Source organism: Microbacterium limosum (assembly GCF_036324365.1).
Lineage (GTDB): Bacteria > Actinomycetota > Actinomycetes > Actinomycetales > Microbacteriaceae > Microbacterium > Microbacterium limosum.
Genome location: NZ_CP137080.1, coordinates 1,059,476 through 1,078,831 on the forward strand (window position 1 = coordinate 1,059,476; position 19,356 = coordinate 1,078,831).

Below are 19,356 nucleotides of genomic sequence, written 5' to 3' on the forward strand. Positions count from 1 at the left end.
GCTACGCCAGCGCGTTGACGATCCCGTCGAGGCGGAAGCCGATCCAGTCGTACACGGCGTACCGCTCGTCGTCGTCCTGTCGATCGTCGTCGTCGGCGATCCCGAGGCGTGTGGCGATGACGAGGCGGATGGCGGTCAGCGTGCGCATCCAGGCCCATCCCGCGTCGGCGTCGAGCTCGATGGGCAGCGTGTCGTCGGGGTCGGCGGTGTCGTCGCCCTCCGCGAAGGCGGGAGCGAGGTCTGCCAGGACACGCAGCGCGTCGGAGGACCGGCGGCCCAGGAGGTCGCCGGACGTGGCCGAGCGGAAATCGGCCGCCGCCTCGTCGTCGTCGGGGTAGGGAGTGGGGGTGAGCCGCGCGACGGCCGGATCGTCGGCGGCCTCCGCGGCATCCGCCGCCGACGTGGCGTTCTCCAGCAGCTCGGAGAACTGCGCGACGAGATCGGCGAGGTGCCGCGCCTCGAGTCGGCTGATGGTCAACACGGTGGTGGTCACAGGGGTGCCTTCCGGACGGTGGCCCACAAGCCGTAGTCGTGCATCGCCGCGGCGTGCAGTTCCATCTGCTCGCGCGGTCCCTCGGACACGACCGCATGCCCGCGCTCGTGCACGTCGAGCATGAGGGCGGTCGCGCGGGCAGTGGAGTACCCGAAGTAGTCGCGGAACACGCGCACGACGTAGCTCATCAGGTTGACCGGGTCGTTCCACACCACGGTCTGCCACGGGCCCGGCGCGGACGCACGCAGATCCGCATCCTCCCGGATGTCCGGCAGCGTCGTGGTGCTCATGCCCAGCCCAGCTCGTGCAGTCGGTCGTCGTCGATCCCGTAGTAGTGGGCGATCTCGTGGACGAGGGTCGTGTGCACCTCGTCGCGCAGCTCGGCCTCGTCGGCGCACGCGTGCAGGTGGGGCTCGCGGTAGACGATGATGCGGTCGGGGAGCTCACCGACGCCGTAACGGTCGCGCTCGGTCACGGCCACGCCGTCGTAGAGGCCGAAGAGATCGAGGCTGCCGTCCTCCGGCCGGGCCTCGACGACGAAGACGACGTTGTCGAGCCCGTCGACCATGTCGTCGGGCAGCAGGTCGAGTTCGGACACGACAAGGTCCTCGAACGTCGCGGCATCCATGTCGATCATTGGGGTGAGTAACGGGACTTGAACCCGCGACCCCCTGGACCACAACCAGGTGCTCTACCAACTGAGCTATACCCACCATGTGCCTGCGTGAGCGGGCAACCAGCCAAGTCTATTACACGCCGGAGGGGAACGCCGACACCGCGGCGGCGGCGGCGGAGCGCGCACCGTCGCTGGTGGGTCCGGGCTGGGAGACGAACACGGACTGGCGGTAGTACGCCAGCTCGCGGATCGACTCGCGGATGTCGGCGAGGGCGCGGTGACCGCCCTGCTTGGCGGGGGCATGGATGTAGGCGCGGGGGTACCAGCGGCGCGCGAGCTCCTTGATGCTGGAGACGTCGACGTTGCGGTAGTGCAGGTAGCCGTCCAGGCGCGGCATGTACTTCGCCAGGAACATCCGGTCGGTGCTGATCGTGTTGCCGGCCAGGGGCGCCTTCCCGTGCTGGGGCACGAAGCGCTGGATGTACTCGAGGGCCTGGAACTCCGCCTCGGCGACGTTCACGCCGTGGGGGATCTGCTCGAGCAGACCGGAGGAGCGGTGCATGTCGGTCACGAAGTCGTTCATGTTCGCCAGCGCCGACTCGTCGGGCTTGATGACCACGTCGAATCCGTCGTCCAGGATGCGCAGCTCGAAATCCGTCACCACGACCGCGATCTCGACCAGTTCGTCGACCCCGAGGTCCAGACCGGTCATCTCGCAGTCGATCCAGACCAGACGGTCGTTTTCGCTCGCAGCCATAGCCGACATCCTATCTTCGCGGGCTCTTGGGGCCCCGTTCACTCCCGCGACGACGCGCTAGCCTTGGTGGCACGCCTCCGTAGCTCAGTGGATAGAGCAGCGGCCTTCTAATCCGTTTGTCGCAGGTTCGAATCCTGCCGGGGGCACCGGGTTCGAGACGTCAGTGACCGACCGTTCGCCAGTGCGTACCCGTGCTCGCCGAGCGTGTCCGGGACGAACTCGCTGCGCCGTGCCGCGTGACGCGGGAGCGGGAGGGCTTCCGCTCGGCCACGCCGCGGCGTAGCGTCGAGTGGGTCGAAAGGAGTTCGCCGATGAGCACGACGACACGCCCCACGATCTGGGTTGCCTACGGGCCCACGGGAGTGGTCGGCACGGTCCGCAAGGACGACGACGGGTACACCGTGATGATGGCGGGGGCGGCGGCATCCGCGGGTACCTATCCGACAATGGAGATCGCCAAGCGCGCGCTGCATGCGCGGATGCGTCCCGGCAGCGATTGGCCGCAGTTCCGGGAGCACTGAGCGATCAGGGCGCGGATGCCGCGCCCGCCGCCGGCGTCACCGCGGGGGAGGCGTGCGGCGCAGCGGTCCCTGCCCCGCCGGGGGCGGTGTCGAAGGCGCGCACTGCGGCGTGCGCGAGCGGGCCGATGAGCACGGCGAACGCGACCGTGCCAATTCCGACCGTTCCGCCCAGCAGCCACCCGGCCGTCAGGACGACCGCTTCGACCAGTGTTCTCGATACCCAGAGGGGCCACCCGAGGCGGTGGGAGAGCCCGGTCATGAGCCCGTCGCGCGGGCCCGGACCGAAGCGTGCGCCGATGTAGAGGCCGCTTCCGAGGCCGACGATCGCAATGCCGGCGGCGAACATGACGCAGCCGAGCGCGAACGACGGCGCGGTCGGGATGACGTCGAGGGCGAGCTGCATCGCTGTGCCGACCATCAGGATGTTCAGCACCGTGCCGAGCCCGGGACGCTGGCGAAGCGGTATCCACAGGAGAAGCACCCCGAGCCCGATGAGGCTGGTGACCCAGCCGATCCCCATGCCGGTGGCCTTCGAAACTCCCTGGGCGAAGACCGTCCACGGGTCGAGTCCGATGCCGGCGGCGATCATGACCGCGCAGCCGACGCCGTACAGGACCAGCCCGATCGGCAGCTGCAGGGAACGGCGGAGCATGCTGCAATCCAATCTCGGAAGTGGCTTGCTTGCCAGAGGCCAATCCTCTTACGGTGGATGCATGCCGGATTCCCGCCTCTCGTCCCGGTCGTTCGCCGTGATGCTCGGACGGTGGCGCGGCGCCGGTCCCGCATATCGAGACCTGGCCGACGCCGTCCGCGTGCTGAGCCTCGACGGCCGGATCGTGCCGGGCACGGCCCTGCCGGCGGAACGCGACCTGGCCGCACGCCTGGAGCTGAGCCGGACCACTGTTGCCGCCGCATACCGCGATCTCCGGGAGAGCGGGCACCTGCGCAGCCTGCGGGGGTCGGGCAGCGTCGTCCAGGCGGTGGGGCGGATGGCCGCGGCCCCGGAGCCCGGGGGCGCGGACACGATCGACCTCAGTCAGGCCAGTCCCTCTGCGTGGCCGGGTCTGCCGGAGCTCTTCGCGGAGGCCGCCAGTCAGGCATCCCGATGGGTCAGCCGCCCCGGGTACGACGTGCGGGGCGACGCCGAGCTGCGCCAGGCGATCGCCGAGCGGTACACCGCTCGCGGACTGCCGACCGACGCGACGCAGATCATCGTCACGACCGGGGCCCAGGCGGCGATCTCGCTGCTCGCCGATGTGCTGGTGCGCCCGGGGGATCGGGTCGCGATCGAGACGCCGACGTATCCGCACGCGGCGGATGCGTTCTCGCGGGCGGGTGGCCGCCTCACGGCGATACCGGTGCACCTCGACAGCGGGTGGGACCTCGAGCGCGCCGAGCACGTGCTTCGCCGCGCCGCGCCCAGCGTCCTCTACACGATGCCCGACTTCCAGAACCCGACGGGCGCGTCGATGGCTCGGGCGGCGCGCGAGGAGTTCGTGGGCCTGGCTGCGGATGCCGGCGCCGTCCTCGTCGCGGATGAGACGACGGCGGACCTGCGGATCGATCCCGGCGCCGCCTCGGCTCCGCTCGGCGCGGGGATGGATCCCCTCCTCCAGCGTCGCGTCGTGACCCTCGGCTCCCTCGGCAAGTCGGTCTGGGGAGGATTGCGCGTGGGGTGGATCCGTGCCGATGTCGATCTCGTGCAGCGACTGGTGTCGGCTCGTCCTCGACGCGAGCTGGGAACCCCCGAGATGGAACAGCAGGTGGCTCTTCTGGCGCTGGCCCGGATGCCCGAGATCCTCGAGCAGCGCGCGCGACTTCTCGGCGCCGGCCGCGATGCCCTGTGCGCGGCGCTGGCATCGCGGCTTCCGCACTGGCAGGTGCCCTGCCCGCCCGGCGGCGTGGCCCTGTGGGTGGGGCTCGGCGAGCCCGTGAGCTCTCCGCTGTCATGGGAGGCGCGCACACGGGGGCTCGTCATCTCGTCCGGTCCGCGCTTCGGAGTGGAGGGCGGGCACGAACGGCACCTGCGGATCCCCTTCACCGCCGCCCCCGCGATCCTCGAGCGCAGCGTGGAGATCCTGGCCGAGGCGTGGGACAGCGCGCTGAGCCGAGCACGCGCCGGCCAGCCGCATGAGCCCCTTCTGGCGTCGGTCGTCTGACCGCGCCGCGCCCGCTCAGCGATCGAGCAGGACCCGGATCGCCTCGTCGGCGGACCAGAACTCGCCGAGCGAACGGAACGCGCGCGACGGCGCGTGGAAGCGCTTTGCGCTGTAGCGGACACCGCGTGCATCTGCGCACGATTCGATGTGGCCGACGATGAGGCCGGTCCTGTCTCGCACCCGCCACAGGGAAGGCCCGGCGGGAACGAGGTCTGCCCCGTGCGGAGCCCGGGGCCGTCCGAGAATCGCTGTCGTTGTCATGTCTCCTCCTCCGCCACGACCGTAGGCCGGGCCTCCGACATCGCCGTTCGCGTTCCAGGGTGCTCCTCCCCAGCTCCGCCGCGGCGCGCGGAATCCCCGACGACGAGGATCGACGCGCCGCCGCTCGCGCCCCCCGCGCATCCTGGGTCGAGTGGCGCGATGCCGCACGGCCGGAGGGGCCGGCCGGGAAGGACAGACGCAAATGAGCGATCACATCACCGTCGTGGGAAACGTCGTCGGAGACATCCGCCACGTCATGACCCCCGCAGGACTCCCGATCACGTCGTTCTCGCTGGCCAGTTCCCAGCGACGGCTCGACCGCGCCAGCGGCGCCTGGGTCGAGACGGCGACGAACTGGTACACGGTGTCCGCGTTCCGGGCATTGGCCCTGAACGCCCGGGACTCGCTCTCGACCGGTCAGCGGGTCATCGTGTCGGGGCGCCTCAGGCTCCGGCGCTGGGAGAACGGAGATCGACGGGGAACGGCCCCGGAGATCGACGCGGAGGCGCTCGGTCCCGACCTGCTGTGGGGCACCGCGGCGTTCCACCCGTCGACGCAGCGTGCGTCGACGGCGGATGCCGGGGCGTCGGGCGTGGATGGATGGGGCGGCACCGATCCGGCGGCGCCGCCTGCCGGCGCGCCGGAGACGTGGGCGACGGGCGGTGACGACGGCGCGGCGGTTCCGCGGGCCACGGGGGGCGACGCCGCCGAGGAATCGGACGCCACGCCGCCCGCGCGCGACTGGGCGAGCGCCCCCGTGCCGTTCTGAGACGCTGCCCGCGCGGCGGGCGCGCATAGACTCGCAGGGTGACTGTCTCCCCGCTCTCCCCGATGGGGCGCGCGGGGCGCACATTCGCGGCTCTCGCGCTCGCGACGGTCGCGCTCGCGGCATGTGCGGGGGAGCCCACGCCGACGCCGACGCCTTCGGTGTCCACGCCCGCGGCGCCGCAGCCGACGCCCACGCCGGAGGCGCCCGCACTGCAGCCCGACGGCGACGCCGCCGCGAACCTGCCGTTCTTCGCCCAGACCGTGCAGGGAGTGTGGGATTCGGGTGCCGGAGTGGCGGGTCGCGCGTACGTCGACGCGCTCGCCGCGGCCGGGTTCGACAAGGCCGCCATGCAGGTGACCGACGACGAGACGACGCTGGGCAACCCCGTGGAGAGTCTGCAGTTCTCCGTGCGATGGAACGAGGAGTGCCTGATCGGCCAGGTCGGTCCGGAGACCGGCGACCCCGTTGCGGTGGTCCTCCCGGTCATCGAGGGCGATCGGTGCCTCGTGGGCGATACCCGCACCATCGACTGGTGAGCACCGCGGCGGGTCCGGCCGTCGCACGCCCGTAGACTGGAGCGGTTATGGCTGAGTACATCTATCAGATGGTCCGTGCCCGCAAAGCTGTGGGCGAGAAGCTGATCCTCGACGACGTCACGATGTCGTTCCTTCCCGGGGCGAAGATCGGCATGGTCGGGCCCAACGGCGCCGGCAAGTCGACGATCCTGAAGATCATGGCGGGCATCGACCAGCCTTCGAACGGCGAGGCGAAGCTCAGCCCGGGGTTCACCGTCGGCATCCTCATGCAGGAGCCCGAGCTCGATGAGAGCAAGACGGTGCTGGAGAACATCCAGGAGGGCGTCGCGATCAAGGCGAAGCTCGACCGCTTCAACGAGATCTCCGCGCTCATGAGCGATCCGGACGCCGACTTCGACACCCTGCTCGCCGAGATGGGCGCGCTCCAGGAGGAGATCGACGCGGCCGACGCGTGGGACCTGGACTCGCAGCTCGAGCAGGCGATGAACGCGCTGCGCACCCCGCCCGCCGACGCCGAGGTCGCCCCGCTCTCCGGTGGAGAGAAGCGCCGCGTCGCGCTCACGAAGCTCCTCCTGCAGAAGCCCGACCTGCTCCTCCTGGATGAGCCCACGAACCACCTCGACGCCGAGAGCGTGCTCTGGCTCGAGCAGCACCTGCAGAAGTACGCCGGTGCCGTCATCGCGATCACTCACGACCGGTACTTCCTCGACAACGTCGCGGAGTGGATCGCCGAGGTCGACAGGGGGCGCCTCATCGGCTACGAGGGCAACTACTCCACCTACCTGGAGAAGAAGGCCGAGCGGCTCGACGTTCAGGGAAAGAAGGACGCAAAGCTCGCCAAGCGCCTCAAGGACGAGCTCGAGTGGGTGCGCTCCAACACGAAGGGCCGCCAGGCGAAGTCGAAGGCCCGCCTCGCGCGATACGAGGAGATGGCCGCCGAGGCCGAGCGCACCCGCAAGCTCGACTTCGAAGAGATCCAGATTCCGCCCGGCCCGCGCCTGGGCAGCATCGTGATCGAGGCGAAGAACCTGCAGAAGGGCTTCGGCGACCGCTCGCTCATCAACGGCCTGAGCTTCAGCCTGCCGCCCAACGGCATCGTCGGGGTCATCGGTCCCAACGGCGTCGGAAAGACGACGCTGTTCAAGTCGATCGTCGGCCTGGAGCCGCTCGATGGCGGCGACCTGAAGATCGGCGAGACGGTGCAGATCAGCTACGTCGACCAGAGCCGCTCGAACATCGACCCCAACAAGTCGCTGTGGGAGGTCGTCTCCGACGGGCTCGACATCATCACGGTGGGCAAGACCGAGATCCCCTCGCGCGCCTACGTGTCGAAGTTCGGCTTCAAAGGCCCCGATCAGCAGAAGAAGGCGGGTGTGCTCTCCGGCGGTGAGCGCAACCGGCTGAACCTGGCGCTCACGCTCAAGGAGGGCGGCAACCTGCTGCTGCTCGACGAGCCCACCAACGACCTGGACGTCGAGACGCTGCAGTCGCTCGAGAACGCCCTGTTGGAGTTCCCGGGCTGTGCGGTGGTCATCACGCACGACCGGTGGTTCCTCGACCGCATCGCGACCCACATCCTCGCCTACGAGGGAACCGACGAGACCCCCGACGCCTGGTACTGGTTCGAGGGGAACTTCGAGGCCTATGAGGAGAACAAGATCGAGCGGCTCGGACCCGATGCCCTGAATCGCTCCAGCTCGACGTATCGCAAGCTCACGCGTGACTGAGAGCGCGAGCGGCGTGCGGCTGCACGTTCCGATCCACCTCCGATGGGGCGATCTCGACGCGTTCAATCACGTCAACAACACCTCGATGCTCAAGCTGCTCGAGGAGGCGCGGGTGCGCGCGTTCTGGCGCCCCGGCCCGGGGGAGGACTGCCCGCCGACGGCTGTCCTGGATTCGGGCGTGGAGCACGGCGTGCTCACCCTCATCGCGCGGCAGGAGATCGAATACCTTCGGCCGGTTCCCTATCAGCGCCTGCCGCTCGACGTGCAGATGTGGTTCGGATCCCTCGGCGGCTCGAGCATGGAGGTCTGCTACGAGGTCTTCAGCCCCGCCGCCGACGCGAAGCAGGAGCTCTACGCCCGCTCGACCGCGATCGTCGTGATGGTGGATGCCGCGACCGGTCGTCCGCGCCGCATCGACGACGAGCAGCGGGCCGCGTGGGGGCCCTACGTGGGCGAGCCGATCGTCTACGGCCGCCGTCGCTGAGGCTGCCGTCGCCGCGCGCCGGCTCAGTCGCCGCTCGGCACCCGCACCATGATCTCTTGCGCGACGCTCGCGACGAGCACGCCGTCACGCGTGTAGATGCGGCCCGTGGCGAGCCCTCGGCCGCCGCGGGCGTTCGGCGAGTGCTGCACGTAGAGGAGCCACTCGTCCACACGGGCGGGGCGGTGCCACCACATCGCGTGATCGAGGCTCGCCACCCTCAGGCCCGGCGTGACCCAGGCGATGCCGTGCGCGCGGAGGATCGACTCCTGGATCGTCATGTCGCTGAGGTAGGCCATCACCGCCCGGTGCAGGCCCGCGTCGTCGCCGATCGGCCGTCGCGTGCGCATCCACACCGCCTGGCGCGGCTGCCGCTCCTCGCCCGCCGACACGTAGATCGGCGAGGGGATGTGGCGCAGCTCGATCGGTTGCTCCGAGAACATCCGCCGCGAGATCGGGTTCACGTCGCCCGTCATCTCGTTGACGTCGGGGATGTCCTCCGGAGCGGGAAGACCGTCGGGCATGGGCTCCTGGTGCTCGACGCCGGGGTCCTCGTCCTGGAACGAGGCGATCATCGAGAAGATGGGAACGCCGTCCTGGAATGCCTGGGTGCGGCGGGTGGCGAAGGACCGCCCGTCGTGGATGCGGTCGACCGAGAATGTGATGCCCTTGCTCGCATCGCCGGGCCGGAGGAAGTAGCCGTGCATCGAGTGCACCGTGCGCTCGGGCGAAATGGTGCGTTGCGCCGCGACGACCGACTGGGCGAGGACCTGCCCTCCGTACACCCGTCCGAGCGGCATGTGCTGCGAACGGCCGGTGAAGATGTCCTCCGTGGTCCGTGCGACACTGGTCGAAAGGTCGAGAACCCCGAGCATGGCACCCACCGGGTCCTCGTGGACGTGATCGGTCTCGGCGTTCTCGGCATCCGGCATCGTTTAACCTCCATCGCCGGAGCCCCGGCGTCGCTGGAATAGTCTAGGTCGGATGCCCCCCCGCCTGATCTTCCCCGAGCGCGCCGCGGCCGCCGACGTGCTCACCTTCGCGGGCCGCGCGGCGAGGCTGGGCGACGGCGCCGTCCGCCTCCGCGCCACCGACGGAACCCTTGTGGTGACCTCCGCGCCGCTCGCGCCGCGCGGGCTCTTCGACACCACCCCGACCGTCCTGGCGATGCGGGTGTCGCCGGTCGATCCCGAGCTGCAGTGCGATCTGGTCGTGGAGGCGAGCAGCCTCCGAGCGGACGAGGGCGATGCGTCTGCCCTCCTTCTCCCCGACACCGCCCTCGCACCCTCGTGGGCGGGGGTCTCGCCGCCCCGTGGGGGATGGGAATCGCGGGAACCCGTCGCGGCGGCGACGCTCGCGGCGCGTGCGCAGTGGGGCATCCAGGCCGTCGCGGAGGCGATGCCGGCCGACCCGGGGGAGGACATCGTGCGCACCGTGCGTGCTTCCGTCTGGGGTGCGCCCGACGACGCGCTCGGCGGGCTCCCGCTCGGCGCGGCCTTCGCGGCGTTCGCGATGGGATTCATCGCCGGCGAGGAGGAGGCGCAGTCGCGCGTCGCCGCGGCCTGGTCGCGGCTGACGCTGTCGCGCGGTCACATCCTCGTGCGGGGCCCCGCCCGCTCGGGGCTCACGGCGGTGCGCAGGACGGGCGACGCGCGCGACTGACGCTCAATCGGCGCGCGGCAGCTCGCCTGCTGCGGGCCGGGGGCCGGGGGCAGCTGTCGCGCCCAGCTCCGTGCGACCCGTCGCCGACGGCCCGATGGGCGTCGACTCGAAGGTGTTCACCATCGCCAGGGCAGCGCGGTGCAGGTAATCCCAGAGGGTCGCCTCATGCAGCGGCGGCAGCTCCAGCGAATCCACCGCGCGCCGCATGTGCGCGAGCCAGCGGTCGCGCGCGTCGGGGTTGACATGGAAGGGGGCGTGCCGCATCCGCAGCCGTGGGTGGCCGCGCCGCTGGCCGTACGTCGTGGGCCCGCCCCAGTACTGCTCGAGGAACAGGGTGAGCCGCTCCGCGGCGGGACCGAGGTCCTCCTCCGGATACATCGGACGGAGGACCTCGTCCTCGGCGACCCCCCGATAGAACTCGTCGACGAGACGCACGAAGGTGTCGTGCCCGCCGATCTCGTCGTAGAAGGCGAGCGGTGCATCGGGCGTATCTGTCACGGCTTCTCCTCGGTGTCGGTGCTGCCGGTGTCGTCGCGCACGGCGTCGTCCGACGGCGCCGGTCCTGCGTCGCCGTCGCGCGGGCGGGGGGTGCGCTTGGGTCGCCAGACCGGCCGCTGTTCGGCGACGGCAACCGGAGTCGGCTTCGTCTTGGGCGGATTGGCGCCTCTCACCCGCTGCGCGCCTTCGAGGCCCGTCAGCACGATGGAGTTGAGCTGGGGGAGCGTGAGTCCCATCGCGTCGATCGCGCGCTTGAGCCGAACGCGCAGCTCGCGGGCGACGTCGTCCTTCGCGTTCGCCCGGGTCTTGATGACGAGGCGGATGACGAGCGCGTCGCCGGAAACGGACTCCAGGCCCCACACCTCCGGCTGCTCGATGACCCGCGTCCGCCACTTCGGATCCTTCGCGAGGGCCTTCGCGGCATCCAGCATGGCCGATTCAACCTGATCGATATCGGCGTCGACGGGCACGGCCAGGTCGATGATCACGCGCGACCACCCCTGGGACATGTTGCCGATGCGGGTGATCTCGCCGTTTCGCACATACCAGAGCGTGCCGTTGACGTCGCGCACGTGCGTGATGCGCACGCTCACGTATTCCACGACCCCGGTGGCCAGCCCCAGGTCGACGACGTCGCCGATGCCCACCTGGTCCTCGGCGACGATGAAGATGCCGTTGAGCACATCCTTCACGATGTTCTGGGCGCCGAAGCCGAGCCCCGCGCCGATGGCCGCCGTCAGGAGGGCGAGCGAGCCGAGCGCGTTGGGGGCGATCGCGTTGATGACCAGGACGATCGCGACGATCCCGACGGCGACGTTGACGATGTTCTGCAGGATCGAGCCGAGCGTGCGGGTGCGTTGCACGAGGCGCACCGCCGCGAGCGGCGACCTCTCGAGGGCACGGGTGTCATCGACGTTGGCCTTGCTCTTGGCCCCGTTCACGACTCGGTCGACGAGACGTCGGATGACGATGCGGAGGATCCACGACAGCAGCAGGGCGCCGATGACGATGAGGACGGCGTTGATGATGCGGAAGCCCGCGACACCGAGGCGCGCGAGGAATTCCGTCCACCACTCGGGGTCCGTGACGCCCTCGGCGGCGGCCAGCATCTCGATCATCGTCCCGATCCTAGACACGGATGCCTCGGCGCCCGCTGTGCGGGGCCGAGGCACCCGCGGCGATCACTGGGCGTCGCGCTCCTGCACCGAGAGGGCGCGCTCGACCCCGGCGAGGTTCTCGTTCACCAGCCGCCGCAGCGCGGCGGGTGCGTCGGGGTGATCCGCAAGCCACGCGCGGGTCGCGTCGCGGAGAGCAACATCGGCGAGGGGAGCGGGATACAGACCGACAATCAGGTACTGCGCGATCTGATAGCTGCGGGACTCCCACACGGGCAGCAGCATGTCGAAGTACGCCGGCACGAACTCCTCGAGCAGGTGCGACGTGGCGGGGTGCACGAAGCCCGCCGCCGCCGAGCGGACGATCGTGTTCGGCAGGTCGGCCTTGTCGACCAAGCCGTCCCACGCCACGCGCTTGGTCTCGCGGTAGGGCAGGGCGGCCTTCGCCTGCGCCGCGAACTCGCCGCCCTTCGCGGTGTTGTCGGCGGCGAGGGCCTCGTCGATCTGCGCGGCCGTCGCGACGCCGCCGGCGGCGAGCGAGATGAGCAGCTGCCAAGAGAGGTCGGTGTCGATCTCGAGGCCCGGCAGCACGTTCTCGCCGTCGCGGATCGCGCGCACACGCTCCCACTGCTCGGCCGTCGCGGCGGACTGCGCGAACGCCGTGACGAACTGCAGCTGGTTGTCGCTGCCGGCCTCGGCCTCCTGGGCGAGCGACCACAGCCCCTCGGCCACGTGGATCCGGGACTGTTCGCGGCGCTCGGGCGCGACGTAGGCGTTGGCGGCGAGCTGCAGCTGGGCCAGCGTCGTCCGCACAGTGGTCGACTCGGTCTCGGCACCGATGTTGCGCAGGACGAGATCGATGTAGTCGGTGGCGGATGCCTCGGCATCCCGCGTCTGGTCCCACGCGGCGCCCCACACGAGCGAGCGCGCCAGCGGGTCGCTGATCTCGGCGAGGTGGGCGATGGCGGTGGCGAGGGAGCGGTCGTCGAGACGGATCTTCGCGTAGGCGAGGTCGTCGTCGTTGAGCAGCACGAGGTCGGGGCGCGCGAGGCCCTTGAGGTCGGGCACGTCGGTGCGGTCGCCGTCGACGTCCAGCTCGAGGTGGTGGACCCGCGTGAGCGCGCCGTCGCGAACGCTGTAGAAGCCGATCCCGAGGCGGTGCGGGCGGATCGTCGGGTAGTCGGCGGGCGCGGTCTGCACCACGGCGAAGCGCGAGATGGTGCCGTCGGCGGATTCCTCGATGAGCGGCGACAGCGTGTTCACACCGGCGGTCTCGAGCCACTTCTTGGACCACTGCGACAGGTCGCGGCCGCTCGTGGCCTCGAGCTCGCGCAGGAGGTCGGGCAGCTCGGTGTTGCTCCACTCGTGCCGGGCGAAGTAGGCCGCGACACCGGCGAAGAACTGCTCGATGCCGACCCAGGCGGCGAGCTGCTTGAGCACGGATCCGCCCTTGGCGTAGGTGATGCCGTCGAAGTTGACCTGCACGTCCTCGAGGTCGTTGATCTCGGCCACGACGGGGTGGGTGGAGGGCAGCTGGTCCTGACGGTAGGCCCAGGTCTTCTCCATCGCGTTGAAGGTCGTCCAGGCGGCCGTCCACTCGGTAGCCTCCGCCGTCGCGATGGTCGAGGCCCACTCGGCGAACGACTCGTTCAGCCACAGGTCGTTCCACCACTTCATGGTGACGAGGTCGCCGAACCACATGTGGGCCAGCTCGTGCAGGATCGTCACGACGCGGCGCTCCTTGACCGCGTCGGTGACCTTGCTGCGGAAGACGTAGGTCTCGGTGAATGTGACCGCGCCCGCGTTCTCCATGGCTCCCGCGTTGAACTCGGGCACGAAGAGCTGGTCGTACTTGGCGAACGGGTACGGGTAGTCGAACTTCTCCTCGTAGTAGGCGAAGCCCTGGCGCGTCTTGTCGAAGATGTAGTCGGCGTCCAGGTGCTGCCACAGGCTCTTGCGGCCGTACACGCCCAGCGGGATGACGCGACCCGACGCGCTCGTGAGCTCGGAGAACGTCGACTCGTAGGGGCCGGCGATGAGCGCCGTGATGTAGGAGGAGATGCGGGGCGTGGGCTCGAAGGCCCAGACGGCCGATCCGTCGCCGCGGGGCGAGGGCTCCGGCGTGGGGGAGTTGGAGACGACCTTCCATGCCTCGGGCGCGCGCACCGTGAAGCGGAACTCCGCCTTCAGATCGGGCTGCTCGAAGACCGCGTACATGCGTCGCGAGTCGGGCACCTCGAACTGGGAGTAGAGGTAGACCTCGCCGTCGGCGGGGTCTACGAAGCGGTGCAGACCCTCGCCGGTGTTGGTGTAGACGCAGTCCGCGTCGACGACCAGTTCGTTCTCGACCTCCAGCCCGTCGAGTGCGATCCGCGAATCGGCGAACGCCGTCGACGGGTCGATGCTGCGGCCGTTCAAGGTGATCTCCCGCACGTCGCGCGCGATGAGGTCGATGAAGGTCGACGCTCCGGCGGTGCCGCCGAACCGCACCAAAGTCCGGGATCCGAAGACCTCGGCGCCCCGTGTCAGGTCGAGCTCGACCTCGTACGAGTGCGTCTCGACGACGGCGCGGCGCTCCTGCGCCTCGATGCGGGTCAGATTCTCTCCAGGCACTGCGATGCTCCCGTGGGGTGTGGGGTTGAGGCGCCATGGCGCCGAGCGGATGCCGTGCCACGGCGCTGCTGGCGCCGGCGGCAACCGCTTCAGCCTACGCCCGCCCGCGCGGATCCGCGGGCCCGGCCGAATGGCAGGATTGAGCCGTGCACACCGAGCCTGCTCCCTCCGAGCCCGTCGTCCTCCACGCCTCTCCGGAAGCGGCGTCGGGTCGTCCCCATGTCGAGACCCCCGTCGCCTACGACGCGATCCTGCTCGCCAGTTTCGGCGGCCCCGAAGGGCAGGACGACGTCATCCCCTTCCTGCGCAACGTCACCCGCGGTCGCGGCATCCCCGACGAGCGCCTGGAAGAGGTGGCACACCACTACCGTCACTTCGGCGGGATCAGCCCGATCAACGCCCAGAACCGCGAGCTGAAGGCAGCCCTCGAGGTGGAGATCGCCCGGCGCGACCTGGGCCTGCCGGTCTACTGGGGCAACCGCAACTGGGGTCCCTACCTCGACGAGGCCGTGCGCGGCGCCGCCGACGCGGGTCACACCCGGCTCCTCGCGGTGGCCACGAGCGCGTACAGCTCCTTCTCGAGCTGCCGCCAGTACCGGGAGGATTTCGCGCGCGTGCTCGATGAGACGCAGCTCGGCGGCATCGTCACGATCGACAAGGTGCGTCAGTTCTTCGACCACCCCGGTTTCGTCGAGCCGTTCTTCGCGGGCGTGCGCGATGCGGTGGCGGGCTTCCTCGACGACGGCGTGCCCGCCGACGCCATCCGGGTGCTGTTCTCCACCCACAGCGTGCCCATCGACGACGCCCGTCGGTCGGGGCCCCGCGATGTCGACTGGGGCGAGGGAGGCGCGTATGCGGCGCAGCATCTCGCGGTCGGCGCGCGCGTGATGGAGCGCGTCGCCGCGGAGATTCCCGCCGCGGCGACGCTCGGCTGGGAGCTCGTCTACCAGTCGCGTTCGGGCCCGCCCAGCCAGCCGTGGCTCGAGCCCGACGTGTGCGACGTGATCGAGGAGCTGCCCTCGCGCGGGGTGGAGGCGGTGGTGATCGTCCCTCTCGGGTTCGTCAGCGACCACATGGAGGTCAAGTGGGACCTCGACACCGAGGCGATCGAGGCGGCGGAGGAGGCGGGGCTGCGCGCCGTGCGCACGCCGACGCCCGGCGTGGACCCCGCATACGTCTCGGGGCTCGTCGATCTCATCGAGGAGCGCCTCCGGGGGACGCGGGCAGCCGACCGGCCGCACGAGACGCCCCTCGGGCCCTGGTTCGACGTGTGCCGTCCCGGATGCTGCGAGAACGTCCGCGCGGGATTCAAGCCCGCCGCGGCCGGCATCGCGCCCTGACGCCCGATCCCTAGGATGAGAGCCATGCGCATCCACATCGCCACCGATCACGCGGGCTTGGAGTTCTCCACGCGCCTGCAGCAACACCTGAGCGACCAGGGCCACGACGTCATCGACCACGGTCCGCTCGAGTACGACCCCGTCGACGACTACCCCGCGTTCTGCATCCGCGCGGCGCAGGCCGTCGTGCGCGACCGTGCGGACGGGGTCGAGGCCCTCGGCGTCGTGTTCGGTGGCTCCGGCAACGGTGAGCAGATCGCGGCCAACAAGGTGCAGGGAGTGCGCGCCGCGCTGGCGTGGAGCATCGCGACCGCCGAGCTGGCGCGCGAGCACAACGATGCGAACGTCATCGCCATCGGCGCTCGCCAGCACACGTTCGAGGAGGCGGCCTCGTTCATCGACACGTTCATCGCGACGCCCTTCTCGAACGAAGAGCGCCACGCCCGGCGCATCGCCCAGGTGGCGGCGTACGAGGTGGACGGCTCGCTGCTTCCCGACCCTCGCGCCGGGGTGCCGGTCGGCGGTGAGTCGTCCGACCGGCTCGACCCCGAGGCAGGCTGATGCCGGAAGGACATTCCGTCCACCGGATCGCGCGCCAGTTCGACCGCAACTACGTCGGTCGCCGGGTGATGGCATCGAGCCCGCAGGGCCGCTTCGTCGAGGGCGCTTCGCTGATCGACGGCCGCGCCGCGGCATCCGTGCGGGCCGTCGGCAAGCAGATGTTCCTCGAGTTCGAGGGCGACCTGTGGCTCCGCGTGCATCTGGGCATGTACGGGGCGTGGGATTTCGCAGGCGAGATCCTCGTCGATCCCACGATCGGCTCCGCCAACGGGCGCATGGGGCAGACGAACCAGCGCGGCACCGACCTCGAGGGCGACCCGGTGTTCGATGCGGCAGGGGAGAACTCGCTGACGTCGATCGGTGCCCCCCGGCGGACCCGTGTGCACGTGCGGATGTCGGAGCAGACGACGGGACTGGCCGACGAGGACGACCAGTGGCCGCCGCCGGTCGTGGGGCAGGTGCGCCTGCGGCTCATGACGGATATCACGTGCGCCGACCTGCGCGGGCCGACGGCGTGCCAGATCCAGGATCCCGACGAGGTCGCCGCGACGATCGCGAAGCTCGGCCCGGACCCGCTCGTCGACGACGTGGCCGAGGGCGAGGAGCGCTTCGTCGCCGCGGTGCGGAAGAAGGCCACCCCCATCGGTCTCCTCCTCATGGATCAGGCGGTCGTGAGCGGCATCGGCAACGTCTACCGTGCCGAGATGCTCTACCGGGCGAACCTCGATCCGCACACCCCGGGTCGTGACGTGCCCGAGGAGCTCGTGCGGGGCCTGTGGCGCGACTGGGTGCGGCTGCTGTCCATCGGCGTCGAGACCGGTCAGATGATGACGATGGACGATCTCGACCCCGACGCCTATCGGCGTGCGATGGCGCACCGCGACGACCGGCACTGGGTGTACCACCGCGCCGGCCTGCCGTGCCGCGTCTGCGGCACCGAGATCGTGCTCGAGGAGATGGGCGCACGCAAGCTCTACTGGTGTCCCGTCTGTCAGCGATGACGGCGCGAAGCGCCGGCGCGGGCCTCGTAGGCTGACACGGTGCGCCAGAACCCCTCCTTCGCGCTGACCGACATCGGTGAGCTGCGCCGTCTCGTCGACCTCAATCCCTGGGCCAGCCTCGTCAGCCACACCGACGAGGGGCTCGTCGCATCGCACTACGCCGTGCTGTTGGACGATCAGAGGGACGACCTCACGATCGTCGGTCATGTCGGGAGGCCCGACGACCTCATCCACGGGCTGGGGGAGCGGGAGCTGATGGTGATCGTCCAGGGCCCGCACGGGTACATCTCTCCCGGGTGGTACGGAGACGTGCCGGCCGTGCCGACCTGGAACTTCGTCTCGGCGCACCTCTCGGGTGTGCCCGAGCTGCTCAGCACGGCCGAGAACCTCGCGGTGCTCGACAGGCTCGTCGATCGATTCGAGAGCAGGATGCCGCGGCCGCGTCCGATGTGGCAGGCGCCGAACGACGAGGCCTTCGTGGAGCGCCTCGAGCGCGGCACCACCGGATTCCGCCTCACCCCCTCGCGCGTCGTGGCCAAGCGCAAGCTCAGCCAGAACCGCTCGAGCGAGGTCGTCGAGACGATCATCGCCGAGCTCTCGGGCGACGGTCCCGCGGCGCAGCCCGCCCTGGCCGCCGAGATGCGCCGAGCGCTCGATGCGCGCCGGATGCGGGGGGCACCGTGAACCGGGGCGAGGTCGTCTCGGCGATCAGGAACGCGCGCATCGTGTCGTCGGGCGTGCCCCTGCCCGGCGGCGACGACGAGCCGCACGACGTCGTGATCGCGGGAGGCCGGATCGCCGACATCGCCCCCGCGGGTGCGCTGCGCCTCGGCGGTGCGGTGCTCGACGCTGCCGGTCGCTGGCTCCTGCCGGGTCTGTGGGACCACCACGTCCACACCGTCCAGTGGGCGCTCGCCGCCCAGCGCGTCGACCTCGGCGGCGCGGCCACGGCCGCGGAGGCCGCGGCGATCATGGGAGCGGCGCTCGTCGTCCGCGGTGTCGCCGACGACGGCCGCCGGATCGGCACCGGCTACCGCGATGCCCTCTGGCCCGACCGCCCCGACCTCGAGCTCCTCGACGCCGCGACGGGCGAGGTGCCCACGTATCTCATCAACGCCGACGTGCACAGCGTGTGGCTCAACTCCGCGGCGCTGCGCCGAGAGGGGTTCGAGCACGCTCGCGACGGGGTCCTTCGCGAGCAGCCCGCCTTCGAGATCTCCCGGCGGCTGAACGCCGTCGATCCCGGCGTCGCCGACGCGTTCGTCGCGCGCGCGGCGGATGCCGCGGCATCCCGCGGCGTCGTCGGCATCGTCGACCTCGACATGGCCTGGAACGAGGAGGCATGGGCGCGCCGCCTCGCGAACGGCTTCGACGCGCTGCGGGTGGAGTTCGGCACCTACCCCGACCACCTCGAACGCGCCGTCGCCGAGGGCCTCTCCACCGGAGACACCGTGCGGGGGCAGCGCAGCGACCTCGTCCGGGTCGGGCCGTTCAAGGTGATCACCGACGGTTCGCTCGGCACGCGCACGGCGGCGTGCTCGCATCCCTATCCGGGCGAGCCGCACAACACGGGAGTCCTGACCGTTCCCCCGGACGAACTCGTCGAGCTCATGACCGTCGCCACCGGCGCGGGTCTGCGCTGCGCCGTGCACGCGATCGGCGACGTCGCGAACTCCCGCGCCCTCGACGCCTTCGCCCTCACGGGCGCGACGGGCAGCATCGAGCACGCGCAGCTCGTCGCCCACGCCGACCTGCCGAGATTCGCACGGCTGGGCGTCGCGGCGAGCGTGCAGCCGGAGCACGCCCTCGACGACCGCGACATCACCGAGCGGGAATGGGCTGCGCAGACGGCCCTCGCGTATCCGCTCCGCTCCCTCGCCGCAGCGGGAGCGTCGCTGCGCTTCGGCTCGGACGCGCCCGTCTCGCCGCTGGACCCGTGGGCGGCGATCGCCGGAGCGGTGTACCGCACGAGAGACGGTCGCGAGCCGTGGCATCCTCACGAGGCGGTGTCGCCGCAGACGGCGCTCGACGCCTCGACGCACGGTGGCAGCGGCGACGCCGCCGCGCGGATCGAACCGGGCGCCGCCGCCGACCTCGTGCTGTGCGGCGCGGATCCGCGCACGGCCGACGAGTCGGTGCTGCGGTCGATGTCCGTCTCGGCGACCCTGGTCGCGGGCCGCCTCACGCATCTGGCGTGAAGGACGAAGCCCCCGGACCGCGGAGCGGTGTCGGGGGCCTCGAGGTCG

At 70.7% G+C, this 19,356-nt stretch carries 22 protein-coding genes and 2 tRNA genes; 13 read left to right on the forward strand and 11 right to left on the reverse strand.

Going from position 1 to position 19,356, the window contains the following annotated elements:
- Position 1: 1 nt before the first annotated feature.
- The 5 genes from RYJ27_RS05090 to orn form a co-directional block, all read right to left on the reverse strand.
- Complete coding sequence (locus RYJ27_RS05090) at positions 2-493, reverse strand: DUF2017 family protein (protein WP_330171661.1); 492 nt, start codon at positions 491-493, stop codon at positions 2-4.
- A complete protein-coding gene (clpS, locus tag RYJ27_RS05095) occupies positions 490-783 on the reverse strand; it encodes an ATP-dependent Clp protease adapter ClpS (RefSeq protein WP_330171662.1) in 294 nt (97 codons plus the stop codon). The genes RYJ27_RS05090 and clpS overlap by 4 nt, the downstream gene beginning before the upstream one ends.
- Entirely contained in the window at positions 780-1,130 is a 351-nt protein-coding gene (locus RYJ27_RS05100; protein WP_330171663.1) for a metallopeptidase family protein, read from the reverse strand. Before RYJ27_RS05100 ends, clpS begins: the two co-directional genes overlap by 4 nt.
- A tRNA-His gene (locus RYJ27_RS05105) sits at positions 1,131-1,206 on the reverse strand. It abuts the gene before it with no gap.
- Between the two features lie 36 nt (positions 1,207-1,242).
- On the reverse strand, positions 1,243-1,866 hold the full coding sequence (gene orn, locus RYJ27_RS05110; RefSeq protein WP_330171664.1) for an oligoribonuclease: 624 nt from the start codon (positions 1,864-1,866) through the stop codon (positions 1,243-1,245).
- Positions 1,867-1,939: 73 nt separating this feature from the next.
- On the opposite strand from orn, the gene RYJ27_RS05115 reads away from it, so the two are divergent.
- Both RYJ27_RS05115 and RYJ27_RS05120 read left to right on the forward strand, forming a co-directional pair.
- A tRNA-Arg gene (locus RYJ27_RS05115) sits at positions 1,940-2,012 on the forward strand.
- Positions 2,013-2,177: 165 nt separating this feature from the next.
- Positions 2,178-2,387, forward strand: coding sequence for a methyltransferase (locus RYJ27_RS05120; protein ID WP_330171665.1), 210 nt, complete (start codon positions 2,178-2,180; stop codon positions 2,385-2,387).
- 4 nt (positions 2,388-2,391) lie between these two features.
- Here RYJ27_RS05120 and yczE read toward each other — a convergent pair whose 3' ends face one another.
- A complete protein-coding gene (gene yczE, locus RYJ27_RS05125) occupies positions 2,392-3,039 on the reverse strand; it encodes a membrane protein YczE (RefSeq protein WP_330171666.1) in 648 nt (215 codons plus the stop codon).
- A 61-nt stretch (positions 3,040-3,100) separates the two neighbouring features.
- Here yczE and yczR point away from each other — a divergent pair, with 61 nt between their 5' ends.
- Entirely contained in the window at positions 3,101-4,546 is a 1,446-nt protein-coding gene (gene yczR / locus RYJ27_RS05130; protein ID WP_330171667.1) for a MocR-like transcription factor YczR, read from the forward strand.
- Between the two features lie 15 nt (positions 4,547-4,561).
- Here the strand turns inward: yczR and RYJ27_RS05135 are convergent, their stop codons facing one another.
- Positions 4,562-4,726 (reverse strand): hypothetical protein, encoded by a 165-nt coding sequence (locus RYJ27_RS05135; RefSeq protein ID WP_330171668.1) that lies wholly within the window; start codon positions 4,724-4,726, stop codon positions 4,562-4,564.
- A gap of 283 nt (positions 4,727-5,009) precedes the next feature.
- Here RYJ27_RS05135 and ssb point away from each other — a divergent pair, with 283 nt between their 5' ends.
- From ssb to RYJ27_RS05155, 4 genes are read left to right on the forward strand one after another with little or no spacing between them, the layout of a single operon-like run.
- Positions 5,010-5,576: a single-stranded DNA-binding protein gene (ssb, locus tag RYJ27_RS05140; RefSeq protein WP_330171669.1), complete on the forward strand. Its 567-nt coding sequence runs from the start codon at positions 5,010-5,012 to the stop codon at positions 5,574-5,576.
- Between the two features lie 38 nt (positions 5,577-5,614).
- Complete coding sequence (locus RYJ27_RS05145; protein WP_330171670.1) at positions 5,615-6,112, forward strand: DUF6993 domain-containing protein; 498 nt, start codon at positions 5,615-5,617, stop codon at positions 6,110-6,112.
- Between the two features lie 47 nt (positions 6,113-6,159).
- Positions 6,160-7,839 carry an energy-dependent translational throttle protein EttA gene (ettA, locus tag RYJ27_RS05150; protein WP_330171671.1) on the forward strand — a complete coding sequence of 560 codons (1,680 nt, stop codon included), beginning with the start codon at positions 6,160-6,162 and terminating at the stop codon, positions 7,837-7,839.
- Positions 7,832-8,323: an acyl-CoA thioesterase gene (locus tag RYJ27_RS05155; RefSeq protein ID WP_330171672.1), complete on the forward strand. Its 492-nt coding sequence runs from the start codon at positions 7,832-7,834 to the stop codon at positions 8,321-8,323. Before ettA ends, RYJ27_RS05155 begins: the two co-directional genes overlap by 8 nt.
- 23 nt (positions 8,324-8,346) lie before the next feature.
- On the opposite strand, the gene RYJ27_RS05160 is transcribed toward RYJ27_RS05155, so the two are convergent.
- On the reverse strand, positions 8,347-9,252 hold the full coding sequence (locus tag RYJ27_RS05160) for an acyl-CoA thioesterase (protein ID WP_330171673.1): 906 nt from the start codon (positions 9,250-9,252) through the stop codon (positions 8,347-8,349).
- Positions 9,253-9,304: 52 nt separating this feature from the next.
- On the opposite strand from RYJ27_RS05160, the gene RYJ27_RS05165 reads away from it, so the two are divergent.
- Positions 9,305-9,982, forward strand: coding sequence for a DUF8185 domain-containing protein (locus RYJ27_RS05165; RefSeq protein WP_330171674.1), 678 nt, complete (start codon positions 9,305-9,307; stop codon positions 9,980-9,982).
- Positions 9,983-9,985: 3 nt separating this feature from the next.
- On the opposite strand, the gene RYJ27_RS05170 is transcribed toward RYJ27_RS05165, so the two are convergent.
- From RYJ27_RS05170 to pepN, 3 genes are all read right to left on the reverse strand, one after another.
- Entirely contained in the window at positions 9,986-10,480 is a 495-nt protein-coding gene (locus RYJ27_RS05170; RefSeq protein WP_330171675.1) for a globin, read from the reverse strand.
- The gene (locus RYJ27_RS05175) at positions 10,477-11,598 is read right to left on the reverse strand and encodes a mechanosensitive ion channel family protein (protein ID WP_422732865.1); all 1,122 of its coding nucleotides are present in this window, start codon (positions 11,596-11,598) and stop codon (positions 10,477-10,479) included. Before RYJ27_RS05175 ends, RYJ27_RS05170 begins: the two co-directional genes overlap by 4 nt.
- A 63-nt stretch (positions 11,599-11,661) precedes the next feature.
- On the reverse strand, positions 11,662-14,208 hold the full coding sequence (gene pepN, locus RYJ27_RS05180; protein ID WP_330171676.1) for an aminopeptidase N: 2,547 nt from the start codon (positions 14,206-14,208) through the stop codon (positions 11,662-11,664).
- 146 nt (positions 14,209-14,354) lie between these two features.
- On the opposite strand from pepN, the gene RYJ27_RS05185 reads away from it, so the two are divergent.
- Genes RYJ27_RS05185 through RYJ27_RS05205 form a run of 5 tightly spaced genes read left to right on the forward strand, consistent with a single transcriptional unit; the run spans position 14,355 to position 19,308 of the window.
- Positions 14,355-15,548 (forward strand): ferrochelatase, encoded by a 1,194-nt coding sequence (locus RYJ27_RS05185; protein WP_330171677.1) that lies wholly within the window; start codon positions 14,355-14,357, stop codon positions 15,546-15,548.
- A 24-nt stretch (positions 15,549-15,572) separates the two neighbouring features.
- The gene (locus RYJ27_RS05190) at positions 15,573-16,109 is read left to right on the forward strand and encodes a ribose-5-phosphate isomerase (RefSeq protein WP_330171678.1); all 537 of its coding nucleotides are present in this window, start codon (positions 15,573-15,575) and stop codon (positions 16,107-16,109) included.
- On the forward strand, positions 16,109-17,110 hold the full coding sequence (locus RYJ27_RS05195) for an Fpg/Nei family DNA glycosylase (RefSeq protein ID WP_330171679.1): 1,002 nt from the start codon (positions 16,109-16,111) through the stop codon (positions 17,108-17,110). The genes RYJ27_RS05190 and RYJ27_RS05195 overlap by 1 nt, the downstream gene beginning before the upstream one ends.
- Before the next feature lie 39 nt (positions 17,111-17,149).
- A complete protein-coding gene (locus RYJ27_RS05200) occupies positions 17,150-17,794 on the forward strand; it encodes an FMN-binding negative transcriptional regulator (RefSeq protein ID WP_330171680.1) in 645 nt (214 codons plus the stop codon).
- On the forward strand, positions 17,791-19,308 hold the full coding sequence (locus tag RYJ27_RS05205) for an amidohydrolase (protein WP_422732866.1): 1,518 nt from the start codon (positions 17,791-17,793) through the stop codon (positions 19,306-19,308). Before RYJ27_RS05200 ends, RYJ27_RS05205 begins: the two co-directional genes overlap by 4 nt.
- Positions 19,309-19,356: the final 48 nt, after the last annotated feature.